13 protein-coding genes and 1 pseudogene are annotated in these 15593 nt (G+C 62.4%); 10 read left to right on the plus strand and 4 right to left on the minus strand.

The window, feature by feature from the left end:
• The first annotated feature begins 699 nt into the window (after positions 1–699).
• The 3 genes from SJY32_RS01480 (at position 700) to SJY32_RS01490 (ending at position 5696) form a co-directional block, all read left to right on the plus strand.
• Complete coding sequence (locus SJY32_RS01480; RefSeq protein WP_376870750.1) at positions 700–2007, plus strand: AAA family ATPase; 1308 nt, start codon at positions 700–702, stop codon at positions 2005–2007.
• Positions 2004–3098, plus strand: coding sequence for a ParB/RepB/Spo0J family partition protein (locus SJY32_RS01485; RefSeq protein ID WP_376870753.1), 1095 nt, complete (start codon positions 2004–2006; stop codon positions 3096–3098). The genes SJY32_RS01480 and SJY32_RS01485 overlap by 4 nt, the downstream gene beginning before the upstream one ends.
• A 264-nt stretch (positions 3099–3362) precedes the next feature.
• Positions 3363–5696: a Tex family protein gene (locus SJY32_RS01490; protein ID WP_376870756.1), complete on the plus strand. Its 2334-nt coding sequence runs from the start codon at positions 3363–3365 to the stop codon at positions 5694–5696.
• Positions 5697–5744: 48 nt separating this feature from the next.
• Here the strand turns inward: SJY32_RS01490 and SJY32_RS01495 are convergent, their stop codons facing one another.
• Together SJY32_RS01495 and SJY32_RS01500 are read right to left on the minus strand one after the other, a co-directional pair.
• Positions 5745–6596 carry an asparaginase domain-containing protein gene (locus tag SJY32_RS01495; RefSeq protein ID WP_376870757.1) on the minus strand — a complete coding sequence of 284 codons (852 nt, stop codon included), beginning with the start codon at positions 6594–6596 and terminating at the stop codon, positions 5745–5747.
• 60 nt (positions 6597–6656) lie between these two features.
• Positions 6657–7484: a 4'-phosphopantetheinyl transferase gene (locus tag SJY32_RS01500; protein ID WP_376870760.1), complete on the minus strand. Its 828-nt coding sequence runs from the start codon at positions 7482–7484 to the stop codon at positions 6657–6659.
• Between the two features lie 151 nt (positions 7485–7635).
• Here SJY32_RS01500 and SJY32_RS01505 point away from each other — a divergent pair, with 151 nt between their 5' ends.
• Positions 7636–8025, plus strand: a complete 390-nt coding sequence (locus SJY32_RS01505; RefSeq protein ID WP_376870763.1) for an antitoxin Xre/MbcA/ParS toxin-binding domain-containing protein — start codon at positions 7636–7638, stop codon at positions 8023–8025.
• The gene (locus SJY32_RS01510; protein WP_376870766.1) at positions 8022–8714 is read left to right on the plus strand and encodes an RES family NAD+ phosphorylase; all 693 of its coding nucleotides are present in this window, start codon (positions 8022–8024) and stop codon (positions 8712–8714) included. Before SJY32_RS01505 ends, SJY32_RS01510 begins: the two co-directional genes overlap by 4 nt.
• 73 nt (positions 8715–8787) lie before the next feature.
• On the opposite strand, the gene SJY32_RS01515 is transcribed toward SJY32_RS01510, so the two are convergent.
• Together SJY32_RS01515 and SJY32_RS01520 are read right to left on the minus strand one after the other, a co-directional pair.
• Entirely contained in the window at positions 8788–9384 is a 597-nt protein-coding gene (locus SJY32_RS01515; protein ID WP_376870767.1) for a CHAP domain-containing protein, read from the minus strand.
• A 278-nt stretch (positions 9385–9662) separates the two neighbouring features.
• A complete protein-coding gene (locus tag SJY32_RS01520) occupies positions 9663–10142 on the minus strand; it encodes an Lrp/AsnC family transcriptional regulator (RefSeq protein ID WP_376870770.1) in 480 nt (159 codons plus the stop codon).
• Between the two features lie 307 nt (positions 10143–10449).
• Between SJY32_RS01520 and SJY32_RS01525 the strand changes: the two are divergent.
• The 5 genes and pseudogenes from SJY32_RS01525 to SJY32_RS01545 all read left to right on the plus strand — a co-directional run bounded on the left by SJY32_RS01525 (position 10450) and on the right by SJY32_RS01545 (position 15547).
• A pseudogene (locus tag SJY32_RS01525) lies at positions 10450–11725 on the plus strand (aminotransferase class V-fold PLP-dependent enzyme).
• Positions 11726–11826: 101 nt separating this feature from the next.
• Complete coding sequence (locus SJY32_RS01530; protein WP_376870771.1) at positions 11827–12600, plus strand: serine acetyltransferase; 774 nt, start codon at positions 11827–11829, stop codon at positions 12598–12600.
• Positions 12593–13474, plus strand: a complete 882-nt coding sequence (locus SJY32_RS01535; protein ID WP_376870773.1) for a VOC family protein — start codon at positions 12593–12595, stop codon at positions 13472–13474. Before SJY32_RS01530 ends, SJY32_RS01535 begins: the two co-directional genes overlap by 8 nt.
• 1 nt (position 13475) lies before the next feature.
• Complete coding sequence (locus SJY32_RS01540) at positions 13476–14627, plus strand: amidohydrolase (protein WP_376870774.1); 1152 nt, start codon at positions 13476–13478, stop codon at positions 14625–14627.
• Positions 14627–15547, plus strand: a complete 921-nt coding sequence (locus SJY32_RS01545; RefSeq protein WP_376870776.1) for a LysR family transcriptional regulator — start codon at positions 14627–14629, stop codon at positions 15545–15547. Before SJY32_RS01540 ends, SJY32_RS01545 begins: the two co-directional genes overlap by 1 nt.
• Positions 15548–15593: the final 46 nt, after the last annotated feature.

Below are 15593 nucleotides of genomic sequence, written 5' to 3' on the forward strand. Positions count from 1 at the left end.
TTTTTGCGGGATAGCAGGCCTCACGGCACCCTAACCCGTTGTGATACCAACGTTTAACCCGAAAAAATCGAGTTTTTATGCGAAGACTTGCGTCATTCTCGTTGAGTTCACCGTACCGACGTACGGTTTTCTTTCATCAGCGCGATCTCTCGCGCCATTTTAGGAACAGGGCCGCTTGACATGGCATGGCCATGACGGCTCGTCGTCCGGTCAGTAGAGGAGCCGCTCAAGGGGCTCATTCCAACTCGGTTGTGTTTGTTGAGGCCCTTGTGACGAGAACCGCAACGCTAATCAACAACTTTCATCCATTTGCGTCCGGATCTTCAATTCTGTCAAGACCTGCGGTCAAGGCTGGGCTCAACTTCTCTCGCATCAAATTCAAAAGATAAAGGTTTAATGGTTATGGGGGACATCCAGTCTGTCACCCCATTGCGCGGAAATGTCCCCTCAACCGCTGGTGGGATGTGCATTTTGTCCCCCAATATAGCGCATTAACGGGGCCAATTTTCGGATCAGCCGCTGGAAGTGACCGCCTTTCGCGCCGGATGACCGATTCGGGCGTTGGAGCCTTATTTCAAAGGCTATGGCGAAACCCTCGGAAATCCCCAAACATCATAACTTACGTTTTGCCATTTCGCCAAATCCGGCGTATTTACGGGATCATCAGTATTTAACGTCCTAAAAGAAACGGAAACGAGCATGTTTACCCATGAGGACCTCGCCGCCCTGCAAGCGCAATCGCTCAAGATGCAGGGTTTCATTCGGCGTCAGACCTTTTCGCCCGAGCATGAGAAGTCTTTGCGGCGCTTCTCAAGCTGGGAGGTGGCGGAACTGATCTTCAAGATCAACCAGTCGACCTTCCGCGGCCGCTTGGCTGCTGATCCTGATCTGCCGGGGGGTGAGGTTGAGGAAGACGGTCGTCAGCGGTGGTTCTCGTTGCAAGAGATTAACGAGCTTCGTCGCAAGATGAAGGTGAACCGCACAACCTTGATGCCCAAGCGCCCCGCGAACAAGCGTGCGATCCGCGTGGCGGTTGCGAACTTTAAAGGGGGCGCGGGCAAGTCGACGGTTGCCTTGCATATGGCGCATGCGGCGGCGCTTGATGGATACCGGGTGTTGATGGTGGATTTCGATCCGCAAGCGACCCTCACCCATTCGATGGGCCTTTATGATGTCTCCGAGGATTTGACGGTGTGGGGCATCATGGCGCGCGATTTGATCCGCGAGACCGACCGGATGAACGCAGGGCCGCGCGCGGCGGAATCGGGCACCTCTGTTCCGCAGCGCCGGATCCCCGCGTCGATCCGTGATCTCGGCTTGGGCGAGCTCCGTGTCTCCGACTTCCTGCGCCCGACCGCTTGGCCGACGATCGATATCATCCCCTCTTGCGCCAACGCGGCCTTCGTCGAGTTTGCCTCCGCGCAATACCGCCACATGAACCCCGAGTGGTCGTTCTTCGCGGCGGTCTCGCGGTTCCTCGATTCCATCCCCGACGACGCCTATGACGTCATCGTCTTCGATTGCCCGCCCGCGATTGGCTACCAGTCGATGAATGCCGTCTTCGCGGCGGATGTCCTCTATATCCCCTCCGGCCCTGGGTATTGGGAATACGATTCCACGACCTCCTTCATCGGGCAGCTCGCGGAAGCTCTGGGCGATCTCTCGGCCGGTTTCGACGGAACCTTCCCCGCGGGGAAGATGCAGCTTCCCAAAGCCTTCCTCGATATCCGCTTCTTGATGACGCGGTTCGAGACCGGCAACGATCTGCACCGTGCGATGTATGAGGCGTTTAAAAAGGTGTTCGGGGATAGGTTGGCCGAGCACCCGATCGAGATGACGCGCGCGGTTGAACAATCGGGTCGCTTCCTGTCCTCGGTCTATGAGATCGACTACCGCAATATGACGCGCGAGACATGGCGCCGCGCGCGGGCGAGCTTTGACCGCGGGTATGATGAGTTCAAAGACTGCTTCTTGAAAGCATGGGATCAAGTGGAGGAGAGCGAATGAGTAAGAAGCGTTTCACATTCGATATCGACATTCCCGAGGAGGAGGAGGCGAGTGTTGCCGCCCCTGCCCCGAGCCAGCGCCGCGGCCCGATGGCGACGGCGATCTCCGAGAATGCCGGAAGCCTGCGCGACCGTCGCGCGATCGAGGATCAGATCCGCGCCGAGAATGACGCCTTGGCCGCCGAGCATGTGCGGATCAAACGTCTCGGCCTGATCGTCGATCTGGTTCCTCTCGATCAGATCGAGACGTGGAAGCTGACCCGCGACCGCGCGAAGGGGGACGATTATGAGCTCTCCGAGTTGGTGACGTCGATCCGCGAGGTCGGTCTGTCGAACCCGATCCGGTTGGAGATCCGCGACGACGGGCGCTATGAACTGATCCAAGGCTACCGTCGCCTCTCGGCCTATAAGGCGTTGCTAGAGGAGACTGGCGACGAGACTTGGTCGAAGATCCCCGCCGGAATCCTTCCCCGCGGGGAAGGTATTGAGATGCTCTACCGCCGGATGGTGGATGAGAACCTCGTGCGCAAGGATATCTCCTTCGGGGAAATGGCGACGCTCGCGCTCAACTATGCGCGCGATCCAAGCACGGCGGAGAACGACCCCGAAAAGGCTGTGGCGCAACTGTTCCAGTCGGCGGGCTACTCGAAGCGTTCGTATATTCGCGGGTTCATCAAGCTTGTTGACCGGCTCGGGGATGACCTCCAATTCATCCAGCATGTGCCGCGGGCGCTCGGGTTGAAACTGGCAGGGATGCTGGAGGACCGGCCGGATATCGTCGCGACGATCCGTGCGGAGCTGCGCGGATTTGATAATCGTTCGGTCATGGACGAGCTTGATATCCTGCGCCGCGCGAGCGGGATCGCCGAGGGCGAGGAGGAGATCCCCCTGCCCCGCGCGGCGAAAACCAAAGGCGATGCGCCTGTGACAGGCAAGGCGAAAACCACCTTCCAAGTGGGCTCGCGGATCGGCTCTGCCAAATGCACGGCGGCGAACGGTCGGCTCGAAATCCGGCTGGATAGAGACTTCTCGGCCCTCGATCGGCGCCGTTTGGAGGCCGCCTTGCGCTCCATGCTCGACCAGTTGGAATAAGCTTTTCGAGATGCACCACCGTGAAAACCTTCCCCGCGGGGAAGGTTTTTTTATGCCCGCGCAGCGAGGCTTGCGCGGCAGAATTCGGATCGCGTCCGGCTACCCTGCCCCGCGTCCCGCCAAATTCACCTTGCCTGAAACGGTTCAGATCTTCCCCGCGGGGAAGGTTTTTCGGGCTGTAAACTCCTGTGTTGGCGGCGGGCGCTTGGGCGGCTATCAAGGCGCTCCGGATTCGCATTCGCCGGAGGATACATGGAGGCCGCCTTGGATACCGCAACCCGCATCGCCCAGATCATCGCGCAAGAAATCGGCGCGCGCCCAAATCAGGTTACGGCCACGGTCGAACTGCTCGACGGGGGCGCAACCGTTCCCTTCGTCGCGCGCTACCGCAAAGAGGTCACAGGCGGGCTGGACGATACCCAATTGCGCACGCTGAACGAACGCCTCGGCTATCTGCGCGAGTTGGAAGCCCGTCGCGGAACCATCGTTGAGACTATCAAGGGCCAAGGCAAACTGACCGATGAACTGGCGATGAACATCGCGAAGGCCACTACGAAATCCGAGTTGGAAGATATCTACCTGCCCTATAAGCCAAAGCGCCGCACGAAAGCGATGATCGCGCGCGAGAACGGGTTGCAGCCCCTCGCGGATGCGATCCTCGCCGATCGCCGCGCCAATCCGGAAGCGCTGGCGGCCGCTTATGTTTGCGAGGCGGTGCCTTTGGTGAAAGATGCGCTCAACGGCGCGCGGGATATCATCGCGGAGGGGCTGGCGGAGAACGCCAAGCTCTTGGGCGATTTGCGGAGCTTCATGCAGGCCGAGGCCTATCTCGTATCGCGCGTGGTGGCGGGGCAAGAGGAGAAGGGGGCGAAATTCTCTGACTATTTCGACCACCGCGAGCCATGGGCCAAGGTCGCGGGGCACCGTGCTCTGGCGATGTTGCGTGCTTCGAACGAGGGAATCGTGACGCTCGATATCGCGCCCGATCCGGAAACCGGCGTTGCGCGGGCGGAGGCGATGGTCGGCGCGGCGCTGGATGTGCGCGGCGATGGCGCGGGCGATCTTTGGCTGCGCGGCGTGGCGGGCTGGGTTTGGCGCGTGAAGCTGGCGATGACGATGATGCTGGATCTGCTGGGCGATCTGCGGGCGCGCGCGCAGGAGGAAGCCATCGGCGTCTTCGCGCGCAACCTGAAGGATCTGTTGCTGGCCGCTCCTGCTGGCGCGCGTCCGACGTTGGGCCTTGATCCGGGGATTCGTACCGGCGTGAAAGCGGCGGTGGTGGATGCGACGGGGAAGGTGCTGGCGACAGAGACGCTCTATCCGTTCCAGCCTAAAAACGATCTGCGCGGCGCGATGGCGACGATCATGATGCTGGTGGCGAAGTATAAGATCGAGCTGATCGCGATCGGCAACGGCACCGCATCGCGAGAGACAGAGAAGATGGTCGCGGAAGCCCTCAAGGCGCTGCCCGCAGGTGTCAAAGCGCCGACGAAGGTGATCGTGTCGGAGGCGGGGGCGTCGGTCTATTCGGCCTCCGAACTTGCCGCGAAAGAGTTCCCCGATCTTGACGTCTCGCTGCGCGGGGCGGTCTCTATCGCGCGGCGCTTGCAAGATCCTCTGGCGGAGTTGGTGAAGATCGAGCCGAAATCCATCGGCGTCGGTCAATACCAGCATGACGTTGACCAGCATCGTTTGGGCCGCTCTTTGGAGGCCGTCGTCGAGGATGCGGTGAACGCGGTCGGCGTCGATTTGAACATGGCGTCCGCGCCCTTGCTCGCGCGCGTGTCGGGCTTGGGGCCGGTGCTCGCCGAAACCATTGTCGCCCATCGCGACGCGAATGGGGCGTTCAAAAGCCGCAAGGAGCTTTTGAAGGTCGCGCGATTGGGGCCGCGGGCGTTTGAGCAATGCGCCGGCTTCTTGCGGGTGCGCGACGGGGTCGAGCCGCTCGACGCGTCCTCCGTTCACCCCGAAGCTTACGGCGTTGCGCGCGAGATTGTGAAGGCCTGCGGGCGCGACCTTCGGCAAATCATGGGCGATGCTAACGCCTTGAAATCGTTGAACGCTTCACAATTTGTGACGGAAAGCTTCGGTTTGCCCACCGTCCGCGATATTTTCAACGAATTGGAGAAGCCCGGACGCGATCCGCGGCCTGATTTCAAGACTGCGAGCTTCACCGATGGTGTTGAAGACATCAAGGATCTCAAGCCGGGGATGCTTTTGGAGGGCACGGTCACGAACGTCGCGGCCTTTGGGGCCTTTGTCGATATCGGCGTGCATCAAGACGGTCTCGTGCATGTTAGCCAGCTTGCCGATCGGTTTGTCAAAGACCCGCATGAGATCGTGAAGGCAGGCGATGTCGTGAAGGTGCGTGTGACGGAGGTCGATATCCCGCGCAAACGGATCGGGTTGACGATGCGCAAAGATGGCGGCGGTGAGGCCCAATCCGAGCGGAAATCCGAAGGCCAAGGCGCACGCAACGATGGTGTCAAACGCGGCGCAAAGATGCATGCGGGGCCGTCGGGCGGCGCATCTACGTCGGGCGCGGCGCAGGTTGGCGGCTTTGGGTCGGCGTTGCTCGACGCGCTTAAAAAACGCTAGGGGGATCTGTCGCGCGGCTTGCACGAAAGGCGCGCGACCTCCACCTTATCAATCTGTGAGCCACAGTCGAATGAGGGCGGCTTCGGGTGTCTCGGCGCCGCCATTCTCGACGCCGCATGTCCAGATCGCGGCGCCGGCCGCATAGGCCCCGATCACAAGCCCGCCGGTTTCGCATTGGCTCACCGCGCGCAGCCGCTTTCCCGCGCCGACCGCACGTGAGAGCACATCGATCAAGGCGGGATCACTCATCATCGTGCCTGCGCCAAATATTCGCAGCACCGCGCCGTCCAACTCGTTGAGGGCGGCCTCCACCATCGCCGCGGGCACGCCCGGAGATAGCGTGAGCACCGCGAGGCGGCGCGTTTCAAACCGGCGGCGTGTCGGTGGATGGGGGATTTGTTGCCCGACTGTGCGGAAGGCGTCATGGGCGTGGCTGTCATGTTTCACCAAACCGTCCGCCGCAAGGAGCTTGCCCGCTAACGCGAGCATGACGCCGGTAAGCGTCGGATCCAGCGCCGCGTGGATCGCCTGCGCGAGATTGCCCTCTGCGTCGCCACCAAACCCGAGCGGCACCATCGAACCACATAGGATGACGCGGCGCGAGTGACCGGCCAGCGCTTGCGACAGCGCCGCGCCCGTGTAGGCCATCGTATCTGTGCCATGGGTCAGGATTACGGGCATATCGGGGTGGGAGTCGATCAGATCGAGAAAGCGGTTCCATTCGGCGGGGCCGACATCCGCGCTATCGAGAAGGGGATCAAACACCACCGTTCGAAGGTCTTGTCCCTCGGGCAATGCGGCCTTGATCGCGGCTTCAACGATCCCCGCCTGCGGCGCGAGGCCCGCAGGCGTTTGCGCCATCGCGATTGTGCCGCCGCTGTGCAAAAGTAAAATGGTCATCACGCCCCCCTGACTACCTCTCCGAGATAGCGGGCGGGGTAGGGCGGGGCAAGCGCGTGATCAGGAGGTCACGACAGTCGGGTGCGCAAGCCACGTGAGAAGATGGTCGTCGCGCAGGGTGAACCGCACCGCAAACGCCGCACCCGCCGGAAGGGTCGGGTGGAGCGCGCGCGTCAGGCGTAGGGTGAGCGTGCCGGTTTGGGCTGCGTCCCCTGCGGGGGCGAGCTGTGCGACCGCGGCGGCATCGAAGCCGAAATGCGCGCGCACGGTTGGGTAGAGCGTTTTGAACAAGGTTTCTTTGGCGGAGAAGATCAGCGTGGCGAGCCTGTCCTCGGCATCGGGAGGGGCCGAATGGGCCTTCAGCGCGGCGTGATCGACAGGCGTCAGGGCGATCTTGCGGATCGCGGTTGCGGCGCGGGGGTTTGCGAAGGCCTCGATATCGACCCCTAAAGCAACATTCGGGCGCGCGGCAGGCATGGCCACGGCCGCGCAATGGCCGCGCGCGTGGCTGATCGAGCCCGTCGCGCCCGTCGGCCAGATCGGGGCGCGGTCGAGTCCGATGGGGATCTCGGGGGAGGGGAGGGCGCAGGCCTCCAGCGCGGCCTTCGCCATTGCGCGACCGGCCAGAAATTCGGCGCGACGCTTGAGCGCGGCGGTGTGAAGGGAGGCAGGGCAGGGACATTCGAGCGCGTCAAAGAGCGCGGGATCGAAGCGCTCAATGTGAAAGCGCGCGCGGAGCAAAACGGGCGTTGGATGGCACGGCGAGAAGGCGATGGCCTCGGCGTCCGACAAAAAACCCTGCGCGCGGGAGATCAAAGCGCGCAAGGGCGCGTCGATGTCATGTTGCGGGCGCGGTGCGCCGGTCACGGGAGCGGGGCTATCTGTCATGCGGGCATCTGAAACGGGCCGCACGCGAATGGTCAAGCGCAAAGGGAGCCGGGGCGGCAAACGAATCTTCATCAAAATGCGCGATGTCAGTTCAAATGATCTTTACTTGCGGGTCATATGGGCCATATTATCCACAGGAAAGGGGTGCCCCATGTCGATAGCGATGACCAAACTTGAGAGTCCCCGTGTGGCGGAGGTGGCTTTGAAAGCTTTTTCCTCCGTGATGGAGCGGTGGAGCCTGCCCAATGGGCAAGCGGCGGCTTTGGCGGATATGTCGGAGAGCACGTGGAAACGGGCGAAAAAGCCGGGGTTTAGTGGCGATTTGACAAAAGATCAGATGCTGCGGATCAGCGCGGTGATCGGCATTTTCAAATCGCTTGAACTTTACTTCGGCGAGAGCCTCGCGCGGGCATGGGTTTCGATGCCCAATGACGGCCCGCTGTTTGAGGGCGCGCGGCCTGTCGACACGATGATCGAGGATGGCTTGCCGCAATTCTTACGGGTGCGCACCTATCTCGACGCGCTGCGGGGCGGGGCGTGAAGCGCAGGGCGCTTTCGGATCGCGGGTTGGTGCGGCTTGTCCCTGCGGCGTATCACAAACCGCCGGTGCTGCGCGGGTTGGTGGACAGTGATGCGGAGATGGAGATCCTCGCGCAGATCGAGGGCCTGACATCGGCGCGTTTGGAGGCCGAGCGCGGGCGCAACCTGCATCTGGATCGGCGCGAACTGGCTTGGCGCAGGCGCGCGCGGGATCTACAGGTTTACGGGCATAGCCATATCAACGCGGCCTTCGCCTATACGCGGGCGGGTGGCAACCGGTTCAACGATGAGACGCGGGGGGCGTGGTATTGCGCGTGGGAGGTGTTGACCTGTATCGCGGAGGTCGCGTTTCACAAAACGCGCGAGCTGAACTTTGTCGGCGTTTTTCATGAGCGCACGCAATATGTCGAACTGTTGGCGGATGTGATCGGGGAGGTGCCGGATCTGGCAGACGAGCCGGATCATCCCGCGTTGGCCCCCGATCCTGCGGTGGGCTACCCTGAGGGGCAGGCGTTGGCGACGCGGCTTCGATTGGCGGGGGAAATGGGGCTAATCTACCCGTCGGTGCGCGCGGGGCAGACGGATTGTCTGGTGATTTTCGAGCCGGCTGCGATCCGGAATGTCAGGCCGGGAGCGCGGTGGGAGATTATTTGGAACGGCGGACCGGAGTATTCAGTCCACGGGATATAAAGCGTTGAGTGGCTCATAAAAAAGGCGCATGGGCCGCGGGCCGCATGCGCCTTTTTTTGGGAAGGGTGAGCACTTAAAGACCTGCTTGACGCGTGGTGCTTTGTTTGGAAATGAAGCCCGAGACCGGATAAACGCGGCCCAATTGGTTGGGGTTGGTCGCGACGCGCACTTGGCTCCAGTCGTTGGCTTTCGACACGTCGACGACGGTCATGCCCAAGGATACCTTGTTGCGATGCCAATTGGCGTGATCGACTTTGATTTCGCGTGGCGAGACAACTTCCGACACCATGGCGACATGGCCCATCGGCAATTTGCGGGTCGAGGAGAACACCATGACAGATCCGATTTTGGGATCATGGCCGCGATCGTAGCGGCCTTCGGCCTTGCCCCACCACGTTGCGGCGTTGCCGCGAAGTTCGATACCGGAGGCGTTGCGGGCGAAGGGGACGCACCAGACGCGTTTTCCATAGCCGCGCATTTCTTTCGCAAGGGCAACGGCATAGGCGTGGCGCTCGGGATCAATCGCATCGGCGGATTTGGCGGAGGCGAAGTTCAACTGCGAGGCTTGCTCAATGTCTTTCCCGCCGGCGCAGGCCGCGAGGCCCAGAAGGAGGGTAAGAAGGAGGCCGATACGGGTCGCTAGGCGGGGAAGACTCAGGATCAATGTCATGGGTTCATTTTTTGTTGTTATGCTCACGTCGCAGTTACCGCATGGTGAACACCGCCTTAAGCTTAAATTTTGGCGCCTCTTCCGCAGCGGCAGAAATCCGCCGGAATCGCCGCGAGATTTGAGAACAGATCGTGAAGATCAGCGCGGATACAACTGAGGCGTGTGGTCTGGGCGGTGGGCACATGCTCACAAAACGGCGCGGTATCGCGGCCTGAGGGGGAACAAGGGGGGAATCGCCGACGGCCCGAATCTTGCCAAAGCGGCGGCCCGCGCGGGATTTACAGCGGGAAGTCGCGTTGATCCGCGATGGTTTCCATCGTGATGTAGGAGGTGACCGCATCGAGATCGACGCGTTCGATGATCTGTTGATAGACGCGATCGAAGTCGTTCATATCTTCGGCCATGACCTTGAACATATAGTCATAATCGCCCGCGATCCGGTAGAAATCGATGATGTTGGGAATCGACGTGATCGTGCGGCGGAAGTGGCGAAGCCAATCGCTCGAGTGGTTTTTGGTGCGCACCATCATGAAAACGGTGAGGCCGAGGCCGACGCGGACCGGATCAAGCCGCACCGTCTGGCCACCGATCACCCCTGCGTCGCGCAGGGTTTTGAGACGCCGCCAGCAGGCGCTTTGCGACAGGCCGACCGCATCCGCCAAATCTCGTTGCGACAGGGATGCATCTTTTTGGAGCGCGCGGAGGATTTGACGATCAGTTTGATCGAGCGGATGCTTGGATTTCGGCTTAATTGACATCCAAATTCTCCTAAATGGTGTTCATGTGCTATCGTTTGATCTCGTTAAGCGGGCGTATGATCGGCAAGTCAACGAAAAACGAACGGAGTGATCTATGACCGCCGCCTTCACGTCGCCTTTCACCGCAGAGCTGCCCCCCCTTGCGCAATTCGCGCGCGATCTGGAGCGGCCGGATGTGATTGAGTGGTTGCGCAGTGGGTTGATCGGGGACGGGGCGCCGATTGAGGGACCGTTCGGGACGCAAAAGCTGCTTTATGCCGATTACGTGGCCTCTGGCCGTGCGCTGGAGGTGGTTGAGCGGTTCGTGATGACGCAGATTTTGCCGTTTTACGCCAATAGCCACACCGAGGCCTCCTATTGCGGCGGCCGGATGACGCGGATGCGGCGTGAGGCGCGGGCGCAGATTGCGCGGCTGACGGGGGCGACGGCGGATCATGCGGTGATTTTTGGCGGATCGGGGGCGACGACGTGGATCAACCGTTTAGTACATCTTTACGGGGTGCCCGAGGCGGTCGCGCGCGGGGGGCGCGTCGTTGTGCTGATCGGGCCATATGAGCATCATTCCAACATTCTGCCTTGGCGCGAAGTCAGGGGCGGAGGTGATTGAGGTGCGTGAAGCGGCGGGCGGGGGCGTCGATTGCGAGGATCTGGCCCTTGCGTTGCACGCCGCGGCGGGCGCGGAGATTTGCATCGGGTCGTTTTCCGCGGCCTCGAATGTGACGGGGATTTTGACCGACACGGATGCGGTGACGCGGATCTTGAAGGCGCACGGGGCGATAAGCATTTGGGATTATGCGGGCGGCGGGCCATACCTTCCGATCGATATGCGGGCGGACAGCGACTGCGCGAAGGATGCGGTGGTTGTCTCGCCGCATAAGTTTTTGGGCGGGCCGGCTGCATCAGGGGTGATGATTTTACGCAAAGACGGCGTTGCGCGCGTGACACCCGTGCAGCCCGGCGGCGGAACGGTTCGGTTCGTGTCGCCGCACGCGCATGAATATGTTGCGGATCTGGCCACGCGCGAGGAGGCGGGGACGCCCGATGTGATCGGCGATATCCGCGCGGGCTTGGCGTTTTTGGTCAAAGAGGCGATCGGGCAGGCACAGATGGATCGCCGCCACGCGGAGTTTGAGGCGCGGGCGCGGGCGATCTGGGGTGCCAACCCGTATTTGGAGCTATTGGGGGTCGAGCATGGGCCGCGCCTGCCCATTTTTTCGTTTCGTGTGCGGGACGGGCAGGGGGGCTATCTGCATCACCAGCTTTTCACGCGGATGCTGAGCGATGGCTACGGGATTCAGGCGCGGGGGGGATGCGCCTGCGCGGGGCCTTACGCGCATCGCTTGCTGGGGATCGACGCGCAAGAAAGTGCGGAGATGTTGGCGCAGATCACTGCGGGCGAGGAGTTGCGCAAGCCCGGATGGGTGCGGCTGAATTTCAGCGTGCTTTTGGAGGATGCGAAGGCCGACAGGATCATCTCCGCCGTAGATACGTTGGCGCGCGATCCGTCGGGGATGCTGGATCACTACACCGCCGATCCGGCAACGGCGCGGTTTACGCCGAAGTCGATGGAGCGGGTCGCCTAACGGGGTGTTCTCGTCAGAGCAACGCTGCTCTCTAAACTTCGCGCTTGATTAGACCGCCTCGCCGTGCATCGTTATTGCGATGTTTTGGAGTGGATTTTGTCATGCGCGAGGCCCTGTCATACGATCTTGTGGTGCTCTCGAGAGAGTTGTTTGCGCAAGAGCCGCTGCTGCGGGATGTGTTCGGGTATGATCCGCAGGACGTGACGGACGCGGCGGGGGTGTTGGCCTGTGTGTTACGCAGTTGCGCAGGAGGCGCGCGCGAGGTGGAGACGCTGGCGCGCGACGTGTTTGAGGGCGACGGGCAGGCGTTGGACGATGCCTTGGCCGATTTGCATCTGACGGCGCAGCGCGATGTTGACCCCGGCGGTATCGCGAGCGTTTTACATTTCGCGCACGGGTTTCATGCGCTTCTATCGTATCGGTTGACGAATGCGCTGTGGCGCGCGGGGCGGCACAGTCTGGCGATGGCGGTGAAGGGCAAGTTCTCGCGCGCGCTTGGTGTGGATATCATGCCGCAGGCGCAGATCGCGGGAGGCGTCTGGCTTGATCATGGGTTGGGCGTGGTGATCGGGCAGACGGCGGTGATCGAGCGCGGTGTGAGTCTTTGGCACGGCGTGACTTTGGGCTCGACGCTGTCGGATCGGAGCGCGCAGCGCCATCCGCAACTGCGCGCAGGCGCTACGATCGGGGCGGGCGCAATCATTCTGGGCGGAATCGAGATTGGCGCCGGCGCGGTGATCGGCGCGGGGGCTGTGGTGACGCGGCCAGTGCCGGCGGGGGGCATGGCGGTGGGCCCTCGCGCGATCGAAAAAGCGCGACAAGCGGGCGGATTTCAGGGGTTTGACGGGTTCGGGGCGGGAACTGGGGATGAGTAACCTCGGGCTGGATCATCCGCTCATCGCGGTGCGCGATCTGGATGCGGCGCAGGCAACCTATCTGTCGCTGGGGTTCAAGATGAAACCCGCAGGGCGGCACCCTTGGGGAACATCGACAGCGTTGGTGATCTTTCCGCGGCAACTTATCGAGTTGGTGAGCATTTATGACGCGAGCTTGCTCGACAGCTATCCGGCGGGTCAGTTCTCGTTCGGGCGGCATGTCGAGGCGCATTTGCGCGCGGGGGAGGGCGTGGCGCTCTCGGCCGTGTGCAGCGAAGACGCGGCGGGTGATGCGGCGGAGATCGAGGCGCGCGGGGCGGTTTGCGCTGGCACGATCGAATTCGGGCGCGATGTGATCCGCGCGGACGGGCAGGCTGATCGCACGGCGACGACGCTCAAGGTGTTTCCGAACGCGGCGCTGCCGCGCTTGTCAATATTCGCGTGTCAGCAGCATCGGCGCGATCTGGTCGAGTTTCCGGAGTGGATGGACCATCCCAATGGCGCGCTTGGATTTGCCTCGGCGACGATCCTTGCGGAGCGCGAGGACCAGCCTGCGGTGCAAACCTGGCTGGAGGCGATCCACGGGGGGGCCGCGCGGGAGATGCCGTGGGGGTTCGTGGTGCAAACGGCGCGGGGCGCTTGGCGTGTGATGTGCCGTGAGGGCGCGCGGGCAGTGTTCGGCACGGTGCCGGTTACAAGGCACGTTGCGGCGGATGTCGCGGTGATATCCTTGGATATCCGCGTGAGATGTTTGGCGGCTCTGTTGCCTTTTATCGAGGCGGGCGCGTTCGCATATCGTGAAATTGACGGCACGCTTGTGCTGACGGAACAAGAACGGCTTGGGGGAATCTTCCTGAGTTTTCAGGAGGATTAGAATGTTTCACCCCGATCATATCGCGCAAGCGACCGCGTGGCGGCACGATTTGCACCAGCATCCCGAACTGGGTTTTGAGGAAGTGCGGACATCTGCGATGATTGCGGAGTTGTTGACGGGGTGGGGATGGGAGGTGCATCGCGGTTTGGCGGGCACGGGCGTTGTCGCGGTGATGGGCGGCGCGGGGCCAAGCATTGGTTTGCGGGCGGATATGGATGCGCTGCCGATCGAGGAGGCGACCGGATTGCCCTACGCGTCGGTGCACTCGGGTAAGATGCATGCGTGCGGGCATGATGGGCATGTCGCGATGCTTTTGCTGGCGGCGCGGCAGATCGCGATCGAGGGAGTGGCGCGCGGGAAGGTGACGTTGATTTTCCAGCCGGCGGAGGAAAACGACGGCGGCGCGCGGGTGATGGTGGAGGGCGGATTGTTTGAGCGCTTCCCCGTCGATGCGGTTTACGGCGTGCACAATTGGCCGGGTTTGACGCCGGGCCGTTTGGTGGCGCGTGATGCCGAGATGATGGCGGCTTTTGCGGTGTTCGAGATCATCGTTGAGGGCAAGGGCGGCCATGCGGCGATGCCCGAGCAGAGCAATGGCGTGGTTGCGGCGGCGGCGCGGATCGCGGCGGCGGTGCAAGAAATTCCCGCGCGGAGCCTGTCGCCCCTTGATCCGGGGGTGGTTTCGGTGACGCAGATTCACACGGGGTCGGCGTGGAATGTTTGTCCCGATAGCGCGGCCTTGCGTGGCACGGCGCGGTGGTTCGCGCCGGCGGCGGGCGATGTGTTGGAGGCGCGGTTGAGCGAGGTCGTGCACGGGGTTGCGGCGGCGCAGGGGTGTCGCGCGCGGGTGGATTACCAGCGCCGCTACCCCGCGACGATCAACACCGCGCCCGAGGCGATGACTGCGCGGGAAGTTGGCGCGCAGATGGGGCTGGATATCACCACCGCGCCGCCAAGCATGGCATCCGAGGATTTCGCCTTCATGTTGAACGCGGCGCGGGGGGCTTATGTCTGGCTCGGTGCGGGGCATCAAGACGGGGTAATTGGGGAGGGCAATCCGGGGCTGCATTCCGCCCAATTCGATTTTAATGATGCGGTTTTGCCCGTCGGCGCGGAATTCTGGGTGCGGTTGGTGCGTAAGGTCACAGGATAATGGACGCGTTCGACAGCCGGTTCCTGCGCGAGTTTCTCACCGTTGCTGATGAGGGGTCGATCCGGCGAGCGGCGGAGCGGTTGAACATCGCGCCCTCGGCAGTGAGCCGGAAGCTGGCGGAGGCGGAGGCGCGTCTGGGCGTCACCTTGGTCGAGCGCAGCGCGCAGGGCATCTTGCTGACGGATGCGGGGCGGTTGTTGCGCGAACATGCGTTGCACCAGCGCGACGAGCAGACGTTTTTGCTCGATCAGCTTGGAAAATATAGCGAGAGCGGCGGGCAGCCCGTGCAGATTGCGGTGGGTGAGGGGTTTGCGGCGGATCTGATGCAAAACGGGCTCGCGCCTTTGGTGCGCGCGCATCCGCAGCTGCGATTCCGCACGGAAATCGCGGGCACGGCGGAAATCCAGCGCCGTGTGATCGAGGGGGAGGCGGATCTGGGGATCGCGTATAACCCTGTGCCAACGGAGGCGACGCGATCTTTGGCGATTGCCCGACAGCCGCTTTGCGGGGTTGTGCCTGTGGGATCGGTTCTGGCGGGGCGCGGGCGGGTGCGGTTGGCGGAGATGTTGGAGCATCCCTTCGCCCTGCTTGATCCACGGCACGGGGTGCGCAATCTGGTGGGCCGCGCGGCGAGCGATCAGGGGTTGGCGTTGCGGCCGCAGGTTGAGACATCGTCTTTTGCGGCGTTGATCCGGTATGTGAGCGCGGGCATGGGCGGCACGTTCTTGCCGCGCTTCGTGGCGGCGATTCAGGCTGCGCGCGGCGAGGTGGTGATTTTGGATCTCGACGAGGAAAGCTTGCAGCATGTCAGCGCGCATCTTTTGGTGCGGGCACGGCGCAGATTGCCGCAATCGGCCGCGCTGACGGCGGAGTATCTGGGCGCGCAGATGAACGCGTTTCAAGATCAGGTGTTGCGCTGATCGCAACGCTATGTGCGATATTCAATCACTACTCAAGAACACGTGA

The sequence above is a fragment of the Albirhodobacter sp. R86504 genome (assembly GCF_042466415.1).
Taxonomy (GTDB): Bacteria; Pseudomonadota; Alphaproteobacteria; order Rhodobacterales; family Rhodobacteraceae; genus Albirhodobacter.